At 55.7% G+C, this 23,719-nt stretch carries 23 protein-coding genes; 9 read left to right on the top strand and 14 right to left on the bottom strand.

Annotation, left to right across the window (positions count from 1 at the left end):
- Nucleotides 1-46: 46 nt before the first annotated feature.
- The 11 genes from lpxD to rpsB form a co-directional block, all read right to left on the bottom strand.
- Nucleotides 47-1,081, bottom strand: coding sequence for a UDP-3-O-(3-hydroxymyristoyl)glucosamine N-acyltransferase (lpxD, locus tag ACFFLD_RS05375; protein ID WP_386037680.1), 1,035 nt, complete (start codon nt 1,079-1,081; stop codon nt 47-49).
- A gap of 53 nt (nt 1,082-1,134) precedes the next feature.
- On the bottom strand, nt 1,135-1,635 hold the full coding sequence (locus ACFFLD_RS05370) for an OmpH family outer membrane protein (RefSeq protein WP_386037677.1): 501 nt from the start codon (nt 1,633-1,635) through the stop codon (nt 1,135-1,137).
- A 74-nt stretch (nt 1,636-1,709) separates the two neighbouring features.
- Nucleotides 1,710-4,061: an outer membrane protein assembly factor BamA gene (bamA, locus tag ACFFLD_RS05365; RefSeq protein WP_386037674.1), complete on the bottom strand. Its 2,352-nt coding sequence runs from the start codon at nt 4,059-4,061 to the stop codon at nt 1,710-1,712.
- A 100-nt stretch (nt 4,062-4,161) separates the two neighbouring features.
- Nucleotides 4,162-5,520, bottom strand: a complete 1,359-nt coding sequence (rseP, locus tag ACFFLD_RS05360; RefSeq protein WP_386037671.1) for an RIP metalloprotease RseP — start codon at nt 5,518-5,520, stop codon at nt 4,162-4,164.
- A gap of 47 nt (nt 5,521-5,567) precedes the next feature.
- On the bottom strand, nt 5,568-6,773 hold the full coding sequence (gene ispC, locus ACFFLD_RS05355; protein WP_386037668.1) for a 1-deoxy-D-xylulose-5-phosphate reductoisomerase: 1,206 nt from the start codon (nt 6,771-6,773) through the stop codon (nt 5,568-5,570).
- The gene (locus ACFFLD_RS05350) at nt 6,770-7,600 is read right to left on the bottom strand and encodes a phosphatidate cytidylyltransferase (RefSeq protein ID WP_386037665.1); all 831 of its coding nucleotides are present in this window, start codon (nt 7,598-7,600) and stop codon (nt 6,770-6,772) included. The genes ispC and ACFFLD_RS05350 overlap by 4 nt, the downstream gene beginning before the upstream one ends.
- Nucleotides 7,593-8,381 carry a polyprenyl diphosphate synthase gene (uppS, locus tag ACFFLD_RS05345; protein WP_386037662.1) on the bottom strand — a complete coding sequence of 263 codons (789 nt, stop codon included), beginning with the start codon at nt 8,379-8,381 and terminating at the stop codon, nt 7,593-7,595. The genes ACFFLD_RS05350 and uppS overlap by 8 nt, the downstream gene beginning before the upstream one ends.
- A 93-nt stretch (nt 8,382-8,474) precedes the next feature.
- Nucleotides 8,475-9,032, bottom strand: coding sequence for a ribosome recycling factor (gene frr / locus ACFFLD_RS05340; protein ID WP_386037659.1), 558 nt, complete (start codon nt 9,030-9,032; stop codon nt 8,475-8,477).
- A gap of 4 nt (nt 9,033-9,036) precedes the next feature.
- On the bottom strand, nt 9,037-9,816 hold the full coding sequence (gene pyrH / locus ACFFLD_RS05335) for a UMP kinase (RefSeq protein WP_386037656.1): 780 nt from the start codon (nt 9,814-9,816) through the stop codon (nt 9,037-9,039).
- Between the two features lie 165 nt (nt 9,817-9,981).
- On the bottom strand, nt 9,982-10,851 hold the full coding sequence (gene tsf, locus ACFFLD_RS05330; RefSeq protein WP_386037653.1) for a translation elongation factor Ts: 870 nt from the start codon (nt 10,849-10,851) through the stop codon (nt 9,982-9,984).
- Nucleotides 10,852-11,066: 215 nt separating this feature from the next.
- Complete coding sequence (rpsB, locus tag ACFFLD_RS05325) at nt 11,067-11,816, bottom strand: 30S ribosomal protein S2 (protein WP_386037651.1); 750 nt, start codon at nt 11,814-11,816, stop codon at nt 11,067-11,069.
- Nucleotides 11,817-12,158: 342 nt separating this feature from the next.
- On the opposite strand from rpsB, the gene map reads away from it, so the two are divergent.
- The 7 genes from map to ACFFLD_RS05290 all read left to right on the top strand — a co-directional run bounded on the left by map (nt 12,159) and on the right by ACFFLD_RS05290 (nt 19,966).
- Nucleotides 12,159-12,950: a type I methionyl aminopeptidase gene (map, locus tag ACFFLD_RS05320; RefSeq protein WP_386037648.1), complete on the top strand. Its 792-nt coding sequence runs from the start codon at nt 12,159-12,161 to the stop codon at nt 12,948-12,950.
- Nucleotides 12,950-15,625 carry a [protein-PII] uridylyltransferase gene (locus ACFFLD_RS05315; protein ID WP_386037645.1) on the top strand — a complete coding sequence of 892 codons (2,676 nt, stop codon included), beginning with the start codon at nt 12,950-12,952 and terminating at the stop codon, nt 15,623-15,625. The genes map and ACFFLD_RS05315 overlap by 1 nt, the downstream gene beginning before the upstream one ends.
- Nucleotides 15,626-15,715: 90 nt before the next feature.
- The gene (gene dapC, locus ACFFLD_RS05310; protein WP_386037642.1) at nt 15,716-16,912 is read left to right on the top strand and encodes a succinyldiaminopimelate transaminase; all 1,197 of its coding nucleotides are present in this window, start codon (nt 15,716-15,718) and stop codon (nt 16,910-16,912) included.
- An 83-nt stretch (nt 16,913-16,995) separates the two neighbouring features.
- A complete protein-coding gene (locus ACFFLD_RS05305; RefSeq protein ID WP_386037639.1) occupies nt 16,996-17,340 on the top strand; it encodes a Spx/MgsR family RNA polymerase-binding regulatory protein in 345 nt (114 codons plus the stop codon).
- Between the two features lie 55 nt (nt 17,341-17,395).
- On the top strand, nt 17,396-18,421 hold the full coding sequence (gene dapD, locus ACFFLD_RS05300) for a 2,3,4,5-tetrahydropyridine-2,6-dicarboxylate N-succinyltransferase (protein ID WP_386037637.1): 1,026 nt from the start codon (nt 17,396-17,398) through the stop codon (nt 18,419-18,421).
- Complete coding sequence (gene dapE / locus ACFFLD_RS05295; RefSeq protein ID WP_386037634.1) at nt 18,408-19,580, top strand: succinyl-diaminopimelate desuccinylase; 1,173 nt, start codon at nt 18,408-18,410, stop codon at nt 19,578-19,580. The genes dapD and dapE overlap by 14 nt, the downstream gene beginning before the upstream one ends.
- A complete protein-coding gene (locus ACFFLD_RS05290; RefSeq protein WP_386037631.1) occupies nt 19,577-19,966 on the top strand; it encodes a hypothetical protein in 390 nt (129 codons plus the stop codon). Before dapE ends, ACFFLD_RS05290 begins: the two co-directional genes overlap by 4 nt.
- A 62-nt stretch (nt 19,967-20,028) precedes the next feature.
- On the opposite strand, the gene ACFFLD_RS05285 is transcribed toward ACFFLD_RS05290, so the two are convergent.
- Nucleotides 20,029-20,574 (bottom strand): cold-shock protein, encoded by a 546-nt coding sequence (locus tag ACFFLD_RS05285; protein ID WP_386037628.1) that lies wholly within the window; start codon nt 20,572-20,574, stop codon nt 20,029-20,031.
- Nucleotides 20,575-20,686: 112 nt separating this feature from the next.
- Between ACFFLD_RS05285 and ACFFLD_RS05280 the strand changes: the two genes are divergently transcribed.
- Nucleotides 20,687-20,935 carry a SlyX family protein gene (locus ACFFLD_RS05280; protein WP_386037625.1) on the top strand — a complete coding sequence of 83 codons (249 nt, stop codon included), beginning with the start codon at nt 20,687-20,689 and terminating at the stop codon, nt 20,933-20,935.
- 73 nt (nt 20,936-21,008) lie between these two features.
- Here ACFFLD_RS05280 and ald read toward each other — a convergent pair whose 3' ends face one another.
- Entirely contained in the window at nt 21,009-22,127 is a 1,119-nt protein-coding gene (gene ald / locus ACFFLD_RS05275; protein ID WP_386037622.1) for an alanine dehydrogenase, read from the bottom strand.
- Between the two features lie 369 nt (nt 22,128-22,496).
- Here ald and ACFFLD_RS05270 point away from each other — a divergent pair, with 369 nt between their 5' ends.
- Complete coding sequence (locus tag ACFFLD_RS05270; RefSeq protein ID WP_386037620.1) at nt 22,497-23,240, top strand: formate dehydrogenase accessory sulfurtransferase FdhD; 744 nt, start codon at nt 22,497-22,499, stop codon at nt 23,238-23,240.
- On the opposite strand, the gene ACFFLD_RS05265 is transcribed toward ACFFLD_RS05270, so the two are convergent.
- Nucleotides 23,227-23,700, bottom strand: a complete 474-nt coding sequence (locus ACFFLD_RS05265; RefSeq protein ID WP_386037617.1) for an acyl-CoA thioesterase — start codon at nt 23,698-23,700, stop codon at nt 23,227-23,229. The two genes, ACFFLD_RS05270 and ACFFLD_RS05265, sit on opposite strands and share 14 nt — an antisense overlap.
- Nucleotides 23,701-23,719 lie beyond the last annotated feature (19 nt).

Raw genomic sequence — 23,719 nt, 5'->3', positions numbered from 1 at the left:
CTCTCTCGCCTCAAGTCAGCAATAGTGAAAAATCATTCAGCCTTAATCAATCACGCTGCTTTTTTTCCAACCTGGACAATCGCTTAGCGATGTCATCAAGCTGTTTAAAACGCACTGCATTTTTGCGCCATTGAGTGTTGGCCATGGCCCCCGTGCCGGAAGAGTACACCCCCGGCTCATGAATCGAGTTGGTGACCAAACTCATTCCGGTTACCTGAACACCATCACAAAGAGTTAAGTGACCGGATAAACCGACGCCGCCGCCCAGCATGCAATGCTTGCCCACTTTGGTAGAGCCGGCAATACCGACACAGCCTGCCAGTGCGCTATGGTCGCCAATGATGACGTTATGGGCAATTTGCACCTGACTGTCTATTTTAACGTCATCGCCAATCACCGTATCACCCAACGCTCCACGGTCAATACTAGAGCAGCTGCCGACTTCAACGTCATCGCCGAGTACCACGCCGCCCAACTGGGCTATTTTATGCCAGCCAGCGCCATCGTGAGCAAAGCCGAAGCCATCACCGCCGATCACACAACCGCTTTGCAAGATACCCCGTTTGCCAATCACCACGCCATGACACAGAGTGACATTGGCATGCAAACGCGTTTCGTCGCCAATATGGCAGTCAGCCCCCACCACACTGCCAGCGCCGATCACCACGCGATCACCTAGCACCACGCCTGCTTCAATCACCGCGTGCGCTTGAATAGCCACATCGGCGCCTAGCTGTACGTCATCGGCCACGACCGCCGAGGGGTGAATGCCGACCACATCACGTGCGGGCAACGGATCAAACAGCTGCGATAGTTTGGCGTAGCCCAGATAAGGATTATCGATTTCCAGACGCGCCACAGGGCAGTGTTTGCCATGCTCAGGATGCAGTAGCACCGCTGCTGCGTTGGTCGTTGCCAAATCTTTTAAATAAGCGCGGTTGGCTAGGAAGGCGACCTGATCCGGCTGCGCGTCTTTGAGCGTCGCCAAGCCACGTATCGGTTGCTGCGCATTGCCGCTAACGGCAATCCCTAAATGGCGAGCGATGTCCGCGAGGGTAAGGTGATGAGAAGCGTACGTCATGAGAGCCCAGGGAAGCTTTGGTGTGGCTAAGCCACACCAATCATCGTTGAAATTTAGTCCAAGGTATCAAAAATCTGCGTGACCTCGTCGGTCACATTAGGCAGATCAACACCCGAGTGCAGTACCCCTTGGGGTTCGACCAACACGTCGATATCGTGACGCTCCAACACTTGGGCAACGGCCTGCTCAAGCTTCGGCTCAGCGCCTTCTAGAAACTGCTGCTCTGAGCGCTGCTGGGCCTGTAGCACTTCCTGGCGTAGCTGTTCAAACCGACGGCCTTTTTGCTGTAACTCGCCGATCAGCGACTCACGCTCGGATTGTGCCATTGTTTCGCCTTCTCGCTGCAAGCGCTCCTGTAGCTGCTGCAACTCACCCCCCAGGGCCTGGGCTTCACGCTGTTGAGCGCCAATTTGACCTTCCAAGGTGCTAAATGACGCCTGCGCAGATTGGGTATTCATCAATGCTGCTCGCCAGTCCAACACCGCGACTTCTGCGGCGTGAGCAGGCAAGATCATCGCGCCCAACAGACATACGACTGCTGTCAGTTTACGCATCTTGTTATCTCCTTAGGTCACGCTAGTGCGCGCCGCCTTGGCGCGCATTCTAGCAAAGTTAGTACGCTGGTCGCTTAGAACGATTGTCCTAATGAGAACTGGAAGACCTGGGTATCGTCACCGCTCTCATCATTTAATGGCTTAGCAACGCTAAACGTCAACGGACCAACCGGTGTAAGCCAGGAAAGACCAATACCCGCGCTGTAGCGCAAATTGCCTAAATCAACACCAGAGCTACACCGCTGGCGATTTGCATCTTCTGCAAGAACATCGTAGCAGGAGCTCAGGAAGGTATTACCGCCGTCCAAAAACAGTGATGTTTGCAGAGAACGCTGATCCTCAATAAAGGGCAGCGGGAAAATGATCTCAGCACTACCTTCGATTGACACATTACCGCCCAGGGTACGATCACGACCACCTTCGGTGGCGGGTGTCGTACGTTGGCCTAGCGTATTAGACGTGTAACCGCGTACCGAGCCCAGGCCGCCGGCATAGAAGTTTTCATAAAACGGGAAGGGATCATTGCCGCCTAACGTGTCGGCATAGCCTACGTTACCGGTAAATTTCAAGGCCCAGGCGTCGTTATCGGTGATGGGGAAAAGCTGCTGTGCGCGTGCGCGGAGCTTGTAATACTCCGCATCGCTGCCGGGCACACCGGTTTCCAGTGACACACGCTGATAGCTGCCGTCCGTCGGCATAATGCCGCGGTTGAGGTTATTACGTGTCCAGCTGGCGGTCAGTTTCAAGCTCTGCGCATCGCCACCTTCGTCTTGAACGTAACGGCGAATTTCAGAGGCCGTATCGTTATAGGTTTTCACCGTCAGATCTTCAACGCTGGCACCAAAGTTAAGCCGCGATAGCTCGCTGACTGGATAACCGAAGTTGATACCCGCGCCGTACGCATCCGTCGAGTATGTCGAAATGTCCGAATCGGCATAGTCGGTTTCGCGATAAAACACATTGTAACCGCGAGAAATTCCGTCCAGCGTCCAGTAAGGATCGGTGAAACCGAAATTCACGCTGGTGAACGTATCGCTGCGCTGAGCGCCTACGTTGACGCGATTACCCGTGCCAAGAAAGTTATTCTGCGAAAGGCCGACACCGTAAATTACCCCGGCACTTTGAGAAAAGCCAACGCTTGCGGAGACCGAGCCTGAGGGCTGCTCTTCCACGTTATAGGTAACATCCAGCAAGTTAGGCTCGCCGGGAACAGGCTGGGTATTGACCTCGACTTGGCTGAAGAAGCCAAGCCGTTCAAGACGCTGGCGCGACTGGGTAATCGCGTCAGTCGAGGCGGGGGCGCCTTCCAACTGAATCATTTCACGTCGTAACACCTCATCCTGAGTGGTGGTGTTACCGAAGAACTCGATACGCCGCACGTAAGCCCGTTCACCGGGATTGATCACAATCACCAAATCGACTGTTTCGCCGTCATCGGACATTTCAGGCACGCCCTGAATGTCTGCAAACGCGAAGCCTTCGGCACCCAAACGCTGGCTTAGTGCTTCCGTAGAAGCATTCACATCACCACGTGAAAAAATCTCACCCTCCTGCACGGTAAGCAACTGGCGGGCTTCGCTTTCGCTAATCTGAAGATCACCGGCAAAGCGGATATCACCGACACGATACTGATTGCCTTCAGCGACGTTGAGGGTGATAAATATCTCGGATTTGTCCGGGCCAATCGATACCTGTGTCGAGGTAACATCGAAGTTGACGTAACCACGATCCAAGTAGAACGTGCGTAGACGCTCGATATCGCCCGATAGCGCTTCACGGGAATACTCGTCGCTCGAGAACCAGCCAAAAAAGCGACCTGGACGATCATTTAGCTCAAACACGTCCCGCAGCGTTTCATCATCAAACGCCTCGTTGCCCACGATATTAATCTGGCGAATCTTGGCAACTTCGCCTTCGTTGATATCGATATTAACCTGAACCCGCCCCTCATCGATCTCGTTCACCTCCGTATCGATGCTGGCACTATAACGACCTTGAGACTGATAAACCCCTTCCAGTTCGCGCTGGATCTCTTCAAGCGTGGAGAGCTCCAGTACCTGCCCTTCAGAGAGGCCTGACTCACGTAAACCTTTACGCAGATCCTCTTCGGAGATCTGGTCGTTACCACTGATTTGCAGCCGTGCGATGGTCGGGCGTTCGACAACCTGAATCACCAGCACATCGCCTTCGCGGGCCAGGGAAACATCGTCAAACAATCCTGTGGCAAACAAGTCACGCGCCGCGGCGGCCAATTGCTCTTCGCTGACGCGCTCATTGGCACTCACAGGGAATGCATTAAAGACCGATGCGGCGGATACCCGCTGGAGTCCTTCCACTCGAATGTCTGAAACGTCAAAGGATTGTGCTTGGGCGCCGCTGGCACCCGCCAGCAAGAGTGCTGCCATTCCAAGGGTCTTCATTTTCATGCAGTCAAATCGCTCGCGTTGGTCTGCCGATCATTTAAGAAAGGCACCATATACATTTGTGCAGGCAGATGCCAAGGCATCCTGCGCGCTACACGCGTCATTACCACAGGCGCATCAGATCAAAATAGAGGGCCATTAACATCAGGGTGCCAACCATGGCAAGCCCAATGCGCAATCCTACCGCTTGAGTTTTTTCCGAGACCGGCCGTCCACGCACGACCTCCATAAAATAATAAAGCAAATGACCACCATCGAGCACGGGGATAGGAAGTAAGTTAAGCACCCCGAGGCTGATAGAAAGATACGCTAGAAACCCGATAAAGGCTTCCATCCCCGCTCGCGCTGAATCGCCCGACACCTGTGCAATGGTGATGGGGCCCGATAGGTTGGAAGGCGAAATAAGCCCCACCAACATTTTCCGGATCGCATCAACGGTGAGCAGCGTCATCTCGCCGGTACGCGAAAGCGCCTGGCCAAATGCGTCGATGGGACCATAACGGATTTCTCGTTGAAACTCGGACGGCCACCCAACCTGCTCGGCGCCAGCGCCGATATAGCCAATCTCAACGCCGGTATCCAATTCATTACGCGCCGGAATTAACGCAACGCTACGCTGTTCGCCGTTTCGAGCGTAAGTGAGCTGCAGCGTCTCCCCAGGGTTACCGCGTACGATATTGACGAAGTGCATCCAATCATCGACGGGTTCGCCGTTAATTGCCACCATTCTATCGCCTGCTTGAAGCCCCGCTTGCTCCGCGGCTTCACCGCTCACCACCTGGCCTAAAATAGCCGGAAACTCAGGCTGCCAAGGTGTGATACCTAGTGACTGCAGCGGCTGTGGTGGATCCTGGCGAACTAAATAATCGGAAACGGATAACCCATAGCGCTGGGCATCGGTCGCGTTACCAGACCGCGCGTCAATAGCCAACTCACCACTGAAGCCAATCATCGAGACCAGCTTCAGGTTAACATCTTCCCATGAGCGCATCGCGTCGCCTTGAATGGCAACAATTTCATCGCCATTGGCAAGCCCTGCTTCAGCGGCAGGTGAATCAGACGCCACGCTGCCGACCATCGGTGACACGACCGTTGTGCCAGCCACAAACAGCGCCCAATAGGCAACGATGGCGAGCAAGAAGTTGGCGATAGGCCCGGCCGCCACAATCGCGATGCGCTGCCACACGCTTTTGCGGTTAAAGGCCTGCGCTAACTGGTCATGAGGCACTGGCGCTTCACGCTCATCGAGCATTTTGACATAGCCGCCCAAGGGAATAGCCGCTATGGCGTACTCGGTACCATGACGGTCAAAACGCGACCAGAGCGGTTTGCCAAACCCCACCGAAAATCGCAGTACTTTGACGCCACAGCGTCTCGCCACCCAAAAGTGGCCAAACTCATGGAACGTCACCAATAGGCCCAGCACCACGATCACCGCTAAGATATTCTGTATCAGGCCCACTCTGCACTCCTTAACGCCCCGCTTTCAACGACCAGCTCAGCCATTGCTTAAGCGGACCACCTTGTAACCAGTTCCAGCGCCTGCTGTCGCGCCCATTGATCGGTTGCTAATACGCTCTCCAGACTGTCGACACGGCCATCAATGGGACGCGCCAAGACGTCCGCTACCAGTTTGCCTATTGCCGTAAAGCCAAGCCGGCGATGCAAAAAGGCATCGACTGCCACTTCGTTAGCGGCGTTGAGAACCACTGGCGCCATGCCCCCCTGCTGCATGGATTCACGAGCGAGCCTCAAACAGGGAAAGCGGGCTTCGTCTGGTGCTTCAAAATCAAGCCGTGCCACCTGGAATAGATCCAGGGTTTCGACCCCAGCGTCAATACGTTCCGGCCACGCTAACCCATAGGCAATAGGGATGCGCATATCGGGATTCCCCAACTGTGCAATCACCGACCCATCGTGATAGGCCGCCATGGAGTGAATCACGCTTTGCGGGTGTACCACTACCTGGATCTGCTCGGGCGTGGCATCAAATAGCCAGCAGGCCTCAATCAGCTCCAGCCCTTTATTCATCAGGGTGGCGCTATCCACCGATATTTTACGCCCCATTGACCAGTTCGGATGAGCGCAGGCTTGCTCGGGAGTAACATTGTTGATATCGGCTTGATTCCAGGTACGAAACGGCCCGCCAGAGGCGGTTAACAGCAATTGGCGAACGCCGTGTTTCGCAAGCCCGCCGCGATGCTCCGCAGGTAGACACTGATAGATGGCATTATGTTCGGAATCAATCGGTAGTAATGTTGCACCGGAACGGGAAACCGCCTCCATAAACAGCGCACCGCTCATCACCAGCGCCTCTTTATTGGCCAATAGAACGCGCTTGCCTGCTTCCGCGGCTGCTAGCGCAGGCAGCAAGCCCGCCGACCCTACAATGGCGGCCATGACGCAGTCGACACTAGGATCTCGAGCCACCTCACACAGCGCCTGCGGGCCTGCGCTCACGTCGGTTGGCTGCCCAGCCCGCTTAAGCTCCTGGCGCAGCCAGGCGGCATCAGCGTCATTATCCAACACTGCGACCGCGGGCCGGTGCGTTAAGCACTGCGCCAACAAGGCTTCTTTCGAGGTGTGCGCGGTCAGGGCATGGACACGATAACGGTCGGGATGACGACCAATAACATCCAGCGTGCTAGTGCCCACCGAGCCGGTTGATCCGAGGATCGTCACACGCTGAACAGATAGTGGCTGACGCTGGCTCATAGAGGCTGCCCTTGATTCAACATTTGCACGAGCACCTCAAAATAGAACAGCGCAAAAAGCGGAATCGCGGCGGTAAGACTATCGATACGATCCAATACCCCCCCGTGCCCCGGTAGCAGTTGGCTTGAATCTTTAATATTACGGTAGCGTTTAAGCATACTTTCGAGCAGATCCCCAAGCACGGAGGTCAGCGTCACTATCGCCGTTATCAGCACCAGGGTAATACCGCCAGCCATCGACAGTGGTAACCAAAGCGCAAAGCAGGTAGCTAAAATAGCAGTCGATGCCAAACCGCCGAGCACCCCCTCCCACGATTTACCAGGGCTAACGTTGGGCGCCAGCTTTCGTTTACCCCAGTTACGGCCCACAAAGTAGGCACCAATATCCGCCGTCCAGACCAGCAGCAGTACAAACAGCAACCAGATGCTGCCGCTCTCGCGCAAGACATTAAAGCCTACCCAGCAAGGCACTAGCACCCATAGCCCCATTACCAGACGCCGCAGAGTAGATTGCCACTGCTGACCTTTAGCAGGATAGTGAATGACCCAATAGAGGTTTGCACACCAGCCTGCCGCCGCTATCCAGAGCGGCCATATTGCCGTCGCGGCGCCAGTTAGCCACATGATCAGCATCAACACCGCCATCGCAGCCACTAGCTGGGCGCGTTGAGCGGTACGCAAAACGCCCGCCAGATTGGCCCACTCCCAAGCCCCGAGTAGCACAATGGCCGCTGTAAATAACGCAAATAGGCCGCCGTCTACTCCAAACAGCCCAGCCAACACCAACGGTGCAAGCCAGGCTGCGGTGATAATCCGCTGTTTAAGCACCTTGCGCCTCTATTTGTTCGTCGGTCATGCCAAAGCGGCGACGACGCTGGCAGAAGTCGTTTAATGCCGCATCAAACGCATCAGCGCCGAAGTCAGGCCAGAGCAACGGTGAAAAATGCAGTTCGGCATAGGCCAACTGCCACAGCATAAAGTTGGACAGCCGCTGCTCCCCGCTAGTACGAATACACAAGTCCACCGGCGGCACGCTGTCACCACCCATGGCGGCATCAAAGCGCGCCTCGTCAATATCGGAAGGTGCTATGTCACCTGCCGCCACTTGCTCAGCCAGCATACGGGCGGCGCGGGCAATTTCCCACTGACCGCCGTAGTTGGCAGCGATGATTAAATGCATCCCGGTGTTGTTTGCGGTTAACGCCTCAGCACGCTGGATATGCTTTTGTATCGCATGGGAAAAGCCTTGCTGTTCGCCAATAATCGTTAGACGAACATTGCGCTCATTGAGTTTTTTGACTTCACGCTTCAGCGCCATCAAAAAAAGCTCCATCAGCGCATTGACCTCCGCGGCGGGGCGCTTCCAGTTTTCACTGGAAAAGGCAAACAGGCTTAGCGTTTGCACATCGCGCTCGGCGGCTCGCTGTATCACCGCACGCACGGTTTCAACACCGGCCCGATGCCCTCTAACACCCGACAATCCCCGCGCACGCGCCCAGCGATTATTACCGTCCATAATGATGGCGACATGGGACGGTGGTGCCTCTCCGGTTGGCGAAGGCGAGTTGGCGCCGCCCGTCTGTTCTTCAGGAAGCTGGGGTGACGTCATGGGTTTCCGTACCAAAGATCAATCATAAATAAACCAGCCATTGTGTGGCAAAACGGGCAGCATAAGCTGCCCGAGGCTGAATAGACCGCAGGTTTACACCTGCATGAGATCCTGCTCTTTTGCTTCCAGTGCTTTATCGATCTCGGCAATATACTTGTCGGTTAACTTCTGAATCGCATCTTCACCTTGACGCTGATCATCTTCGGTGATGTCTTTATCTTTTAACAACGACTTGAAGTCACCGTTAGCATCGCGGCGAACGTTACGCACTGCAACACGCGCGTTTTCTGCTTCGCTACGCGCCTGCTTGATATAGCCTTTGCGGGTCTCTTCGGTGAGCATCGGCATCGGCACACGAATCACGTTACCGGCGCTGGCTGGGTTAAGGCCCAGATCAGAGGTCATGATCGCTTTTTCGATTTTCTGCACCATGCCCTGTTCCCATGGCGAAATAGTCAGCGTACGAGCGTCCTCTACGTTAATAGAGGCCACTTGGCTAAGCGGCACTTGGCTGCCGTAATAGTCCAGGGTTACCGCGTCCAAGATACTCGGGTGAGCGCGGCCGGTACGAATTTTATTAAAGTTACTGTGCAGCGCATCGACGCTTTTTTTCATGCGCGATTCGGCATCTTTCTTAATATCATTGATCACGTCATTACCCTCTGTATATCAGCGTGCCTTCCTTGCCCCCTACTACCATATTCAGTAGGGCACCAGGCTTATTCATGTCAAATACCCGCACCGGCATATTATGGTCACGTACCAGGCAGATAGCGGTCAAATCCATAATGCCCAATTTTTGATCCAGGGCGTCATCGTAAGAGAGCTGGTCGTACTTTACAGCATCGGTATTTTTTACCGGGTCCTTGTCGTAGACGCCGTCGACTTTGGTTGCCTTGATAACCACATCGGCGTCTACTTCGATGCCGCGCAGACAGGCAGCCGAGTCAGTCGTAAAGAAAGGATTACCCGTTCCGGCAGAGAACAGCACCACGTCCCCGGAGGTCAAATAACGAATCGCTGTGCGACGGTCATAATGCTCGACCACGCCGCTCATCGGAATGGCTGACATGACACGCGAACGGATATTGGACCGCTCCAGGGCGTCACGCATCGCCAAGGCATTCATTACCGTGGCCAGCATGCCCATATGGTCGCCGGTAACACGGTCCATGCCAGCTTCATTGAGCGCGGCACCACGGAACAAGTTACCGCCGCCGATGACAATACCTACCTGGACGCCAATGCCAACTAACTGACCAATTTCCAGTGCCATGCGATCAAGCACCTTAGGGTCGATTCCAAAGTCGTGCTCACCCATGAGCGCTTCACCCGAAAGCTTGAGCAAAATACGCTTGTATTTTGACTTCGAACTCTCAGCATTGCCTTTCGCGGGGGTTACGTGGAGGGCAGGCTCTTGAACATCACGTGACATGGCATTTCTCCTGAGGCAGACCTGAACACAAGCAGACGGGGCAGTCCCACTGTATAACCCCCGTTATGGTATAGGGGCCGATATACTAACATCGTTTATACAGGGGCCGGATACGCGAAGGCGTGCGCTTACGCGCACGCCATCTTCTTTCTGAAACTTCTGACCTCAGCGACGGCCAGCCTGTTCCATCACTTCCTTAGCAAAGTCGACTTCTTCTTTCTCGATACCTTCGCCTACTTCGAAGCGTTTAAAGCCAACCACTTCACCGCCTGCTGCTTTAACGTACTCAGCGACCGTTTGGTTCGGATCTTTAACAAACGGCTGCTCGGTCAGGCTGTTTTCTGCCAGATACTTTTTCAAGCGACCCTGAACCATTTTTTCAGCGATTTGCTCAGGCTTACCGGCCATGTCCGGTTGAGCAAGAATAATCGCTTTTTCCTGATCCAGTTGCTCTTGGGGCATATCGCCCGGATGAGCAACCGCAGGGTTGATGGCCGCCACGTGCATCGCTACATCTTTAGCGACGTCGGTGGTGCCACCGGTCAAAACGGTCAGCACACCAATACGGCCGCCGTGGACATATTCGCCTACCAATCCACCGTCAGCGGCGTTAACAACGATAGAGCGACGCACACCGATGTTCTCGCCGATTTTTTGAACGAGCTGCTCACGCGCTGTTTCCAGCTCACCGTTCATAACGGCGGCGACATCTTCACTCTTCGCAGCAAAGAAGGCGTTAGCAATGTTGTCTGCAAACGCAATGAAGTTGTCATCACGCGCGACAAAATCGGTCTCGGAGTTGATTTCAACCATTACGCCGTAGCTACCGTCATCGGCTACACGCGTGACCACAACACCTTCTGCGGCGATACGGTCAGCTTTCTTCGCTGCTTTAAGTCCTGAGCTTTTGCGCAGGTTTTCAATGGCAACTTCGATATCGCCGCCGGTTTCGGTGAGTGCTTTTTTACACTCCATCATGCCGAGGCCGGTACGTTCGCGAAGTTCCTTGACCTGAGAGGCGCTGATAGCTGCCATGAGAATTCACCTCTGAAATGGTTCTATGAGAGTTAAACGCAATACAGAGTATAAGCACGATAGATGACCATCATGTATCACTCTGTATGACGGGCCGGTATTCAGTCGCCGGCAAATTCTGCCCACCCCGATGTGTCATCGGTAGTGGGAAAAAGGGGGCATAGCCCCCTTTTATTACGATGCGGCATACCTGCTTACCGCACCCACTGCTGCGATTACTCGGCGGCAGTGTTGTCTTCAGCTGCAGCGGCCTCTTCGGTCACTTCAACGAACTCTTCAGCACTACCTTCTTTGGCACGACCACACGCATCCGCAATCGCTTTAACGTAGATCTGGATAGCGCGGATAGAGTCATCGTTACCGGGGATAACGTAATCAACGCCATCGGGGTTGGAGTTAGTATCCACCACACCGATAACCGGGATACCCAGCTTGTTGGCTTCGTTGATCGCGATGCGCTCGTGGTCAACGTCGATAACGAACAGTGCGTCCGGCAGGCCGCCCATGTTCTTGATACCACCGATAGAGCGTTCCAGCTTGTCCTGTTCGCGAGTCGCCATCAAGACTTCTTTCTTGGTCAACTTCTCGAACGTGCCGTCTTCGCGCATGGTTTCAAGATCGCGCAGACGCTTAATGGACTGACGAATGGTCTTGAAGTTAGTCAACATGCCGCCCAACCAGCGGTGGTTGACGAACGGCTGACCGGCACGGTTCGCTTCTTCTTTGATTACCTTGCTAGCGCTGCGCTTGGTGCCAACAAACAAAATCTTGTTGTTGGATGCCGCCATCTTCTCGACCACGTCGATCGCTTCGTTCAGCGCCGGCAACGTGTGCTCGAGGTTGATGATGTGAATCTTGTTGCGCGCGCCGAAGATAAATTTGCTCATCTTCGGGTTCCAGTACTTGGTCTGGTGACCGAAGTGAGCACCTGCTTTAAGCAGGTCACGCATATTAACGTGAGCCATGGTAAAACTCCTGAAAACTCGGGTTAGGCCTCCACGCACCCCATGGATCCGACCGTTGACCGCGCTTAACGCTGCCAGCGGCACCCGGGACCATGTGCCGGTGCATGTGTGTTTTTAAGGCTTGATGTTTGTCTTGATTTCGCACGAAGCGCACCCATTAACGAGCACACGACGCATTCATCGCCCTGCCCTACTGCGTACCTCCTCGCCAAGAAGCTCGGAATCACGATTGCAGGAAAGCGCGCGGCTTTATACCATAGATCCTTTCCAAGATGAAGTCGCAGCCCGTGTTACGATCTTTATTTGCCGCTTACTTTTAGCCTGAACCCAGATCGAGAATTCATGAACGTTCCTATCAAGACACCTTCAGAAATCGAGAAAATGCGTGAAGCCGGGCGCCAAGCCGTCAGTGTATTTGAAATGATCACCCCCCATATACAAGCGGGCGTCAGCACCGGTGAGATCGACCGGCTGTGTCATGAATATATTGTCAATGAACTGGGCTCCACTCCTGCCCCGCTCAACTACCATGGCTATACCCACGCCACCTGCATTTCCCTGAACCATGTGGTCTGCCATGGCTTCCCGGATTTCAATAAAAAGCTTAAAAACGGCGACATCATGAATCTGGATGTCACGGTTAAGACGCCAGAGGGTTATCATGGCGACTCTAGTATGATGTTTATCGTAGGCGAAACCATTCAAGGTGAGCGCCTATGCCGGGTTACGCAGGAATGCCTTTATAAAAGTATTGCACTGGTCAAACCCGGCGTTCGTCTTTCAGAGCTGGCGCGAGTGATTCAGCAACATGCGGAAGCACATGGCTATTCGGTCGTGCGCGACTTTTGCGGTCATGGCATCGGAGCCGACTTCCACGAAGAGCCGCAGTTCCTGCACTACGACGGGTACGCTCCGGAAGCCGATATCGCGCTGAAAGCAGGCATGTGCTTCACCATTGAACCGATGATTAACGTTGGCAGCTACAGAACCAAGGTACTCCGCGATGGCTGGACCGCCGTCACCAAAGACAAGAGCCTGTCTGCTCAGTGGGAACACACCCTGCTAGTGACCGAGACCGGGGTTGAAGTACTGACCGCGCGCAGCGATGAAGACTTTGGTTTCCTAGCCAACTGATGCTCCTCCACCATTACCGGTTCGAACCGGACACTTCGCTGTATGATTTAGACCTTTTCCGGACCGAACTGGCGGGTTCGCGCTCGCCGGTTGCTCCGTTCAAAGCGGCGTTGCGTGAGCTCCAGTCGCGCCTGGACGAGCAGTTTCGCGCGGGCGCGGATATTCGTGATTTAGTACGTGGCCGCGCCTGGTATTTAGATCAGCTACTGGCGATCGCCTGGGCGCAGCATGCCTGGCCCGATGACGGCATTGCGCTGGTGGCGGTAGGGGGCTATGGGCGAGGTGAACTGCACCCGCACTCGGATATAGACCTGCTGCTGCTGCTTGAACAGGACGACGACACGGCCTACCGCGAGCCGCTCACCGCGTTTATCACGTTCTTATGGGATATTGGCCTGGAGATCGGCCACAGCGTGCGCTCGCTCAACGACTGTGAACGCGAAGCCGAAGCGGACGTAACGGTCATCACCAACCTGCTGGAATCGCGTCTGATAGCAGGCCCCGAGCCGCTGCGCGAAGCGATGCGCGAACGTCTGAGCGCTGAACATATTTGGCCCGCCAACCGTTTTTTTGAAGCCAAGTGGCAAGAGCAAATCACTCGCCACTACCGCTACAACAATTCGGAGTACCACCTGGAGCCCAATCTCAAAAGCTCCCCTGGCGGGCTGCGCGATATTCAGATGATTGGCTGGGTCGCCAAGCGTCACTTTGGCACCGAACAGTATGCCGACATTGTCGCCAATGGCTTTATGAACGACGCTGAACTGCGCATTCTGAGCCAAGGACAGGCGTTTTTATGGCAGGTCCGCTATGCCCTGCACATGCTGACCGACCGCGCCGAAGATCGCCTGCTGTTTGACCATCAGCGCACGATTGCCGAGATGTTTGGTTTTCGCGACACGCCCGAGCACTTGGCCGTTGAGCAGTTCATGAAGCGTTACTATCGGCACGTCACCGCCCTCGCCGGGCTGAACGACATGCTGCTACAGCACTTTGATGAAGTGATCCTGCGCGGCAAAGAGGCACTGGAAACCATTAAGCTCAATGAGCGCTTTGAGACCAAAGGTGGCTATATTCAGGCTCGCTCGCGCACGCTTTTCCGTGAGCGGCCCGCCGCCATGCTGGAACTCTTTTTGCTGATGGCCAAGCATCCTGATATCGAAGGGGTGCGTGCCGATACGATCCGCCTTATTCGTGACCATCGCCACCAAATTGACGACCACTACCGCGACGACCCTCGCCATCAGCGGCTATTCATGGCCATTATGCGCGCACCGGGCAACGTGCCACGCCAACTACGACGTATGAATCGTTACGGCATTCTTGGCAAATACCTACCCGAATTTGGCCGCGCCGTGGGGCTGATGCAGCACGACCTGTTTCATATCTATACCGTCGATGCCCACACGCTTCGTTTGCTCAAATTCCTCCACGGCTTTCGTAAACCGGAGTCGAAAGGCGACTTTCCCGTCGCGGCGGCACTCATGCAGCAGCTTCCCAAGCTGGACTTACTGTGGATAGCGGGGCTGTTTCACGATATCGGCAAGGGCCGCGGTGGCGATCACTCAGAAATTGGCGCGCGAGACGTTGAGCAGTTCTGTCGCCGTCACCACGTGTCGACTCACGACACGAATCTGGTCAGTTGGCTGGTTGAATACCACTTACTGATGTCAATGACCGCCCAAAAGCGCGACATCAGCGACCCTGACGTCATTCGCGACTTTGCCTTGGTGGTCAGAAACGAGACTCGCCTAGACTACTTATACGTACTCACCGTGGCCGATATCAACGCCACCAACCCAACGCTGTGGAACGGCTGGCGTGCCTCACTGTTGCGCCAACTTCACGCGGAAACCAAACGCGCCCTACGCCGCGGTTTGAACAACCCGCCCGACCGTGACGACTGGGTGCTCGAAACACGCACCGAGGCCCGCTCACTGCTGCAGACCATCGGTATCCAGCGATCCCAAATCGACCAGCTATGGGAGTCGCTTGGCGAGGACTACTTTCTCCAGTACGCGCCCAGCGAAATTGTCTGGCAAACCCAGGGCATCCTCAATCATAACCAGTCGCCGCTGCCGCTGGTGTTGATTAGCGCACCGACTGCTGACATGGCCGAAGGCGGCACTAAAGTATTTATCCATACTCGTTCGGTGGATGACCTGTTCGCGGCGACGGCCGCCGCCATGGAGCAGCTAGGCCTTTCGATCCACGACGCACGCATCGCCACCTCCCACAATAACTGGACACTGAATACCTTCATTGTCCTTGATAATCACGGCCAACCTATCCGTGATCCGGCCCATATCGAAGAAATGCGCCAGCACTTGGTGGAAGAGCTTGATGATCCCGACGATTACCCCACTATCGTGACGCGTCATACGCCACGGCAGCTCAAGCATTTCAAAGTGCCGACGGAAGTAATTATCGAGCAGGACCCGGCCAATGAGCGCACGCTACTGGAACTCACAGCCCCCGACCGCCCCGGCTTACTCGCACGGGTGGGGCGTATTTTCATGGAGCAGGATATCGCGCTTTCAGCGGCCAAAATTGCCACCCTTGGCGAGCGGGTTGAGGACGTCTTTTTCATCACCACCAAGGCAGGCGAGCCACTGACCGACCCTGAACGTCAGCAGCAACTGCGAGAGCGGTTGATTGAGGTTTTGGGAGTTTAAGCTTGTTCGCAAGCCCGGTTAGGTTTGAGCCTACACCGCGGCTTGCCTATAATCGGCGGTTTACGCCTGCCAGCTATCAACGGATACTTCATGAACGCCGACCTTGACGCCCTGCATCCTTACCCGTTTGAAAAACTGGCCGCGCTGAAGGCAGAGCTGACACCGCCAACCGGGATAGCTCATATTCCGCTCACCATTGGCGAACCGCAACACCCGCCTTACTCCGGGGCACTTGACGCGCTGGTGGCGCATCAGCTGGAAATGGCCCGCTATCCGGCTACCAACGGCCTTCCGGCGCTCCGTCAAGCCATTACCCGCTGGGCAACGCAGCGCTTTTCGGTTCGCGAACTCGACAGCGAACAGCACGTGGTTCCCGTTAACGGTACGCGGGAGGCAATCTTTGCCTTTGTACAGGCAGCACTGGATCGCACCCGTCCCGCCAACGTCGCCGTACCCAATCCGTTTTATCAGATTTATGAAGGTGCGACGCTACTGGCAGGCGGTCAACCGCTATATCTTGACTGTACCGCCGAGACTGACTTCCGTCCCGATTTTTCAGCGGTGAGCGCGGATACCTGGCGCGATGTGCAAATCGTGTTTATCTGCTCGCCGGGCAACCCAACCGGTGCGGTCACGCCGCTTGATGAGTTCAAACAGCTGATTGCGCTGGCTGACGAGCACGATTTTATTATCGCCTCCGATGAGTGCTACTCCGAGCTTTATCTCGATGAGCACACCCCGCCGTCCGGCCTGCTACAAGCGTGCGCGGAGCTGGGCCGCGATGATTACCGCCGTTGCGTGGTGTTTCACTCACTCTCCAAGCGCTCTAACCTGCCTGGGCTGCGCTCAGGTTTTGTGGCGGGCGACGCGACCCTGCTGGCACCGTTTAAGCGCTATCGCACTTACCACGGGTGTGCGATGTCGCTACCCGTGCAGCACGCGTCTATCGCTGCCTGGCAGGATGAACACCATGTACGCGCCAACCGCGACGCCTATCGTGAAAAATTCAGCGCGGTCACCGAGGTACTCGCTCCCGTGATGGATTTCCCCACGCCCCAAGCCAGTTTTTATTTATGGCCAGCGGTACCGGAGGGCGACGATATCGCCTTTACCCAACGTCTTTTTTGCGAGCAACACGTCAGTGTGTTGCCCGGCAGCTTAATGGGACGCCCAGGGGAAAATGGCGTGAATCCTGGTGCAGGTCGCTTACGGTTAGCGCTGGTAGCCGAGCTCGCCCCGACGCTGGAAGCCGCTCAGCGTATTCGCCAACTGATTGAGCGCGGCTAACCGGTATAGGTACGGTCGGTCGTCATACCTCACTGGTGACGACCGCCTGCGCGCGACATAATCACTCTTCAAACGGAGGTCGTATGCTCACTCTCTATATCATTAACAGCTGTGACACGTGTCGCAAGGCGCGCAAAGCACTGGAAGCAAAAGGCCTCCCTTTCAACACGCACGACCTGCGAAAAGATGGGCTTTCGGCGGGTCTGTTGGAACATATTCTGGAGCGCGTACCGCTTGTCGATGCTGTCAACAAGCGCAGTAAAACGTGGCGCGACCTCTCCCAAGAGGAGAAAGACGCTTTCGATACGTCTGCACGCCAGCTATTGATCAAGCATCCCACGCTGCTGAAGCGACCCTTGCTGGAAGTGGACGACACCACCCTGATAGTGGGTTACCGCGCCGGCGATTACGATCATTTGAGCGGCTAGCTATCTGCCCGCTCATGCCTTTTTTCACTTTTAAAATCACCACAGGATTATCGTTATGTTGAGTTTTGCGCTTGGAATCGGCACCCAAAACACCCAGGGCAATTGGTTGGAAATTTACTATCCGGCACCGTTGCTTAACCCACCAGCCAGTTTGGTAGAGGCCGCTCAACAAGCGCTGGACGCCCCCAAAGGCAACGCCGCGATCAGCTTTTTGCCGCAAGACTGCACGCGCCTGGCAAAAGCATTAGAGGACGCTGGGCACACGGATCAAGCAGAACTTGCAGAAGCACTCTCCGCTAGCCAGCGCCCTCTGGTGGCGATGTTCCTAGACACGGACCAAGCGCCACAGACTGTGCCTGAAGTGTACTTGAAACTGCACCTGCTATCGCACCGCTTAGTGAAGCCTCATGGGCTTGATCTCACCGGCATGTTTGGCCTGCTGCGCAACATCGCCTGGACCAACGAAGGTGCTATCGATGTTGAAGAGCTGCCCACGCGTCGCTTGAAAGCACGCATGGCCGGACGCGCCCTGTCAGTAGACTGTGTCGACAAGTTCCCCAAAATGACCGACTACGTGGTGCCTAGCGGCATTCGTATTGGTGACACTGCCCGCGTGCGCCTGGGCGCCTACCTGGGTGAAGGCACTACCGTCATGCACGAAGGCTTCGTCAACTTTAATGCGGGCTCTGAAGGTCCTGGCATGATTGAAGGGCGTATTGCAGCTGGCGTCATGGTCGGCAAAGGCTCGGATTTGGGCGGTGGCTGCTCCACCATGGGGACGCTTTCCGGCGGTGGCAACATCGTGATTAAAGTGGGAGAAGGCTGCCTGATCGGCGCCAATGCGGGCATCGGTATTCCTCTAGGCGACCGCTGCACCGTGGAAGCAGGGCTCTACGTCACCGCGGGTACCAAGATCACCGTGCTCGATGATCAGAAAAATGATGTCGAGACGGTCAGCGGCCGCGACCTTGCCGGGCAAAGTGACCTACTGCTGCGCCGCAACTCGCAAAGCGGGCGCGTCGAGTGCCTGACCAACAAGAGCGCCGTGGAGCTGAACGAGGCGCTACATGCCCATAACTGAGCCTGAAGCCCTGTCGCCCACGCTTAAGCTCGCCTTCGCCTTGCTCAACAGGGCGTCGGTCACGCCAGACGACGAAGGCTGCCAGGCGCTTTTAATTGAGCGCTTAACGGCGCTCGGGTTTCATATTGAGCAACTGCCGTTTGGGGATGTGAAGAACTTTTGGGCAGTACGCGGTCATCATGGCCCGGTGGTCGCTTTCGCTGGGCATACCGACGTGGTGCCCAGCGGCCCCTATACCAACTGGCAGTATCCACCGTTCGAACCCTGCATCGACGATGACGGCATGCTATGCGGGCGCGGCGCCGCTGACATGAAAGGCAGCCTCGCCTCCATGCTGACCGCCGTTGAACGCTTTGTCACCCGCCACCCCGACCACGATGGCCGTATCGCTTTTCTGATCACTTCCGACGAAGAAGGCCCAGCCGTGGACGGCACACGTGCAGTAGTGGAGCATCTTCGTGAACGCAACGAACGTCTCGACTACTGTATCGTCGGCGAACCATCGTCCACTGAGCGGCTAGGGGATGTCATCAAGAACGGCCGCCGCGGTTCGCTCGGCGGCACGCTGCACATTAAAGGGGTGCAAGGCCATGTGGCTTACCCGCATTTAGCTCGCAACCCTATTCATCAGGCAATGCCGGCGCTGGATGCGCTGGTCAATGAACACTGGGATGCGGGTAACGCGTTTTTTCCGGCCACCAGCTTTCAAGTGTCCAACCTGCGCGCAGGTACCGGTGCCACTAACGTGATTCCTGGCGATGTGGAAGTGGTGTTTAATTTTCGCTTCTCTACGGAAGTGACGCATCACCAGCTACAGGCGCGCACGGAAGCCATTCTTGACCAGCACGGCCTGGAATATCAGGTGGACTGGACACTTAACGGTGAGCCGTTTCTAACCGCCGAGGGCGAGCTGGTCAATGCGGCTATCAAAGGCGTTGAAGCAGTGACGGGCCGTAAACCCGCGCTTTCGACCAGCGGCGGCACCTCGGACGGCCGCTTTATCGCCACCCTAGGGGCTCAAGTAGTCGAGCTAGGCCCACTCAACGACACCATCCATAAAGTCAATGAGCGCGTTCGCGCCAGCGACCTGGATGACTTAAGTCGGATATATGAAGCGACACTGCAAGCGTTGCTCATCTCTGACGAGGTCAACATATGATGGAGCGGTATCCCGACATTGAAATCTACCTGGCCAACGTGCCGTTTGAGGCGCTCAATGAGTGGCTCAACAGCGCGCTGATAGCACCGCCGCTTAGCCCCGCAGGCAAAGGCAAATGGAAAACCCGCGGTCAATACCAGGGCGATTGCGTACCGATCTTGCTGGTGGATAAAGCCGCGGATGGTTTTGCAAGTCTGTGGTTCGATAGCCCTCACACGCCGTGGATGACGGATCAGGAGTGCGCGCAACACGCGGCGGAAGCCCTGCAAACGGAAGTTCGCTGCTCTTTGGGGGGCTGGCACCCAGGCGCTGATCCTGACCGTTTCTGGCAGGTGCTGCCGGGTGGCAAAGAGGGCGCTATCGAGTGGCCCGACTCAGGCCGTTAACGGACCACCTTAAACGAAAACGGCCCCGCCAAAGCGGGGCCGCTTACTTACCACTAGCTCAATTACTCAATGATGCTGACATCGTCGGCCTGTAGACCACGCTCATTTTTAATCACGTGGTACCGCACAATCTGGCCTTCTGCCAACATTCGCGGGCCACGCCCTCGAATGGCGCGAAAATGTACAAATACATCCTCACCATTATCGCGGGTAATAAAGCCATAGCCTTTATTGGTATTGAACCACTTCACTTCTCCCTCTTCGCGGCCATCATTGGGATCGATAATGTCTTCATCTTCATCATCCTCCAATGGCGCAGCCGCTTGAGGCTGACGCGCTGCAGGTTTAGGACGAGCCACCCGATCAGACGCCACGACGATCGACGGCGCAAAAGCGGCTGACGCTAATGTGCCAATACAAAGAACAATAAAACTACCTAAGGCAACCGCAATATAGACACTGCTAACACCACTTATTGCCAACTCGGCCATCCAAAGCTCGGCGAGGGCACTATCGGTTAAATGAACGATCCCTGCCAGCAACAGTGGCGTAGGGGCGGACAGTAATATACTGATTAAGAAACAGCGAAACACAACTTTTGGGTTCATAGAAAAAAAAAGCTCTCTTGTTGTATGGGTAACAGACGAAGGACAATACCTGCACTATCAGGCCCATTCCCAATAGCACCGGCATACTACTACATAAGGCTTCAATATTATCATGACCTACGAATTATCGTCTTCTGAACTAGCTCAACGCTTTGAATCTATAGAAAGCCGCCTGGCCCATCAAGAGCACTGGCTCGACACGTTAGATCAAGCAGTTATCCAACAGGAGCGACGCCTGGAAAAGCTTGAACAGTTGAGCGGCTTAATGCGCGAACAGCTTCGCGAGCAACATCAGGCCCTACAAGCCAACGAATCTCAGGACGGCCAGCGCCCCGAGGATGATATTCCGCCGCATTATTAACAAGAGTCGTGAAGCGTCTGTGAAGCGTATTTTTTACTTGCGCGTCACGCTTATTGCTCTAAATACTATTATCTTAAACCTTCACAACACTCGCTGGGTCATGGTGCTGCAGACCAAAGGCCTCCGCCACCGCCTGATACGTCACCTGACCCGCGTGCACATTCAGGCCTGGCAAAAAGTGCGGGTCGTCACGCAGTGCCTGCTGCCAGCCTTTATCCGCCAGCGCGATGACAAACGGCAGCGTGGCATTGGTCAGCCCCTGGGTAGAGGTACGCGCGACCGCGCCGGGCATATTCGCCACACAGTAGTGAACGACACCATCGACAATATACGTTGGTTCGGCGTGAGTCGTGGGCTTGCTGGTTTCAAAGCAGCCGCCTTGGTCGATGGCCACATCCACCAGCACGCTGCCAGGTTTCATGTGGGCAAGCATGGGGCGAGTGATCAACTTAGGCGCAGCGGCGCCGGGCACCAGCACGGCACCAATAATCATATCGGATTCACGGACGGCCGTTTCCAATGCATCGGTCGTCGAATACACCGTTTTGATGCGCCCTTGATAACGATCATCCAGCACTTCTAGCCGTGCCAGCGATTTATCCAGAATGGTCACCTCAGCGCCTAACCCCTGCGCCATACGAGCGGCGTTTTCGCCCACCACACCACCGCCGATCACGGTGACCTTCCCTGGCGCCACCCCCGGCACGCCGGGCAACAACACACCCGCGCCCCCTTGCGCTTTTTCCAGACTGTGGGCGCCCGCCTGAACAGCCATACGCCCAGCGACCGTGCTCATCGGCGCCAGCAGTGGCAACCCACCGCGGGCTTCGGTGATCGTCTCGTAGGCAATACAGGTAGCGCCACTTTCCATCAACCCACGGGTAAGCGACTCCTCGGCGGCGAGGTGCAGGTAGGTGAACAGCGTATGCTGTGCCGTGAGTCGCGCCACTTCCTCGGGCTGCGGCTCTTTTACCTTGAGGATTAGTTCGGCGTTGCGCCATAACGCCTCCACATCGGTCTCTAGCTGTGCGCCAGCGGCTTGGTAATCCGCATCGGCAAACCCCGCGCCCTCGCCTGCACCGACCTGAATGCTCACCTGATGGCCACGCCCGGTTAGCTCCCGCGCACCGGTAGGCGTCAAAGCAACCCGATATTCGTGATTTTTAATCTCTTTGGGGACGGCGATTTGCATGGGTGTATCCCTTTTTAGTAAATGTTAATACCAAGATGTCATGAGGCTTGATAAGCAAATTACAGCACAGTTGACACTCACCACCAGCAAGGCAACAAAAAACAAAAAAAACGCCTGTTAAGGCGTTTTTTAGGAGAAAAATCTAGTGAATGTGGGTTATTAACGAAAAAATCCACGTATAAAAGAGGGTGGCCGTTCCGCTTACGAAATACACTATTGTTTGGCCCCCCATATCGGAGGGCTCCCTTAGCGGCCCTGGCGCTTCCAGCATGCGGCTGGCAGGTTAGTGATAGTTTTCTCGAACACGCTACACTAATGCCATCGCCACGATATTTAGGATCGCCACGATGTTTAGGAGAGCTTGCCGCCATGGCGATGCCGAATTTTGAGGATGCCTCGCGCACTCCCAGCGAACAATTAGTCGGCCCCGATGAGCTACCGGTGACCATCGCGTTCAATGACACGGCTTACGCGTCGGTGCTCGCCACCCCTGAAGATCTCGATCACTGGGCACTGGGCTTTGCGTTCGGTGAAGGTATTATTACTCGGATAAATCAGGTTGAGACAATCACCACTGATCGACTGCGTCATGGTTTACGCGTGCGGCTATCCGTGCCCGACCATATAGAGCGCTTGGCCGGTGAGCGGCACCGCGTTACCGCCGCCTCTTCAAGCTGTGGTCGTTGCGGCAGCGCCGAAGAAGCACACATGATGGAGGGGCTGCTACGCCTGCCTCCCGCGGCGCTACCAGCACCGGCACAGTTAGCGGAGGCATTGGCGATGCTTAAAGATGCGGCTCGTCCTGGGCTGCACATGGCGCTAGGCTTTGATAGCGAGGGGCAATGGCTTGCTAGCGGTGTCGACATAGGTCGTCACAGTGCGCTCGACAAGCTGATTGGCGAGGGCCTCGCCGCCGGGCGACTGCCTGCCATGGTGCTGCTTTCGAGCCGCTGTAGTCTGGAACTGGTGCAGAAAGTGGTGCGCGCCGCTATTCCAACGCTTGCCACGCTATCGCATCCGTCACATATGGCGGTGGATATCGCCCGCCTTTGCGCGCTCAATCTGATCTGCTGTCACCGCGGCAGGAAGCTCACGCTGCTCAGCCGCAGTTGAACAGCGCTTTTTTACTGGGCGCGCTAGGCTCTTCAATCACCGCATCACCATAGAGGCGCTGGTATTCGTCAGGCAAGCGCTTGGGCCGCCCGGTTGAGAGCGCCACGCAGGCAAACCGCGTACGGGCATAAAGCAGTGTCTTAGCGTCGTTGACGCGCACCAGTTGGAAACGGCGAGTCAAACTAAAACGCCTGTCGCATTCGACTATCCAGGTCGCCAACTGAAGTTCGTCACCGGCAAAAGCAGGCGCGAGATAATCCAGTTCGTGACGGTGAACCACCATCGCGCGATCGAGCTGCCGATAGCGGTCAAGCGACAGACCCAGCGCTTCAGAGTGCGCCCAGCTACTCTGCTCAACCCAGCGTAGGTATTCGCTGTTGTTGACGTGTTGATAGGCGTCTATCGCTTCATCGGCAACATGGATATCGATCACGAAGGGATCGGGCAACACCCACTCCATCCTTGGCTCCTTGACGTGG

Origin of the sequence: Vreelandella sulfidaeris (assembly GCF_042429665.1) — a bacterium.
Lineage (GTDB): Bacteria > Pseudomonadota > Gammaproteobacteria > Pseudomonadales > Halomonadaceae > Vreelandella.
This window is presented reverse-complemented; position numbering and strand designations above follow the sequence as displayed.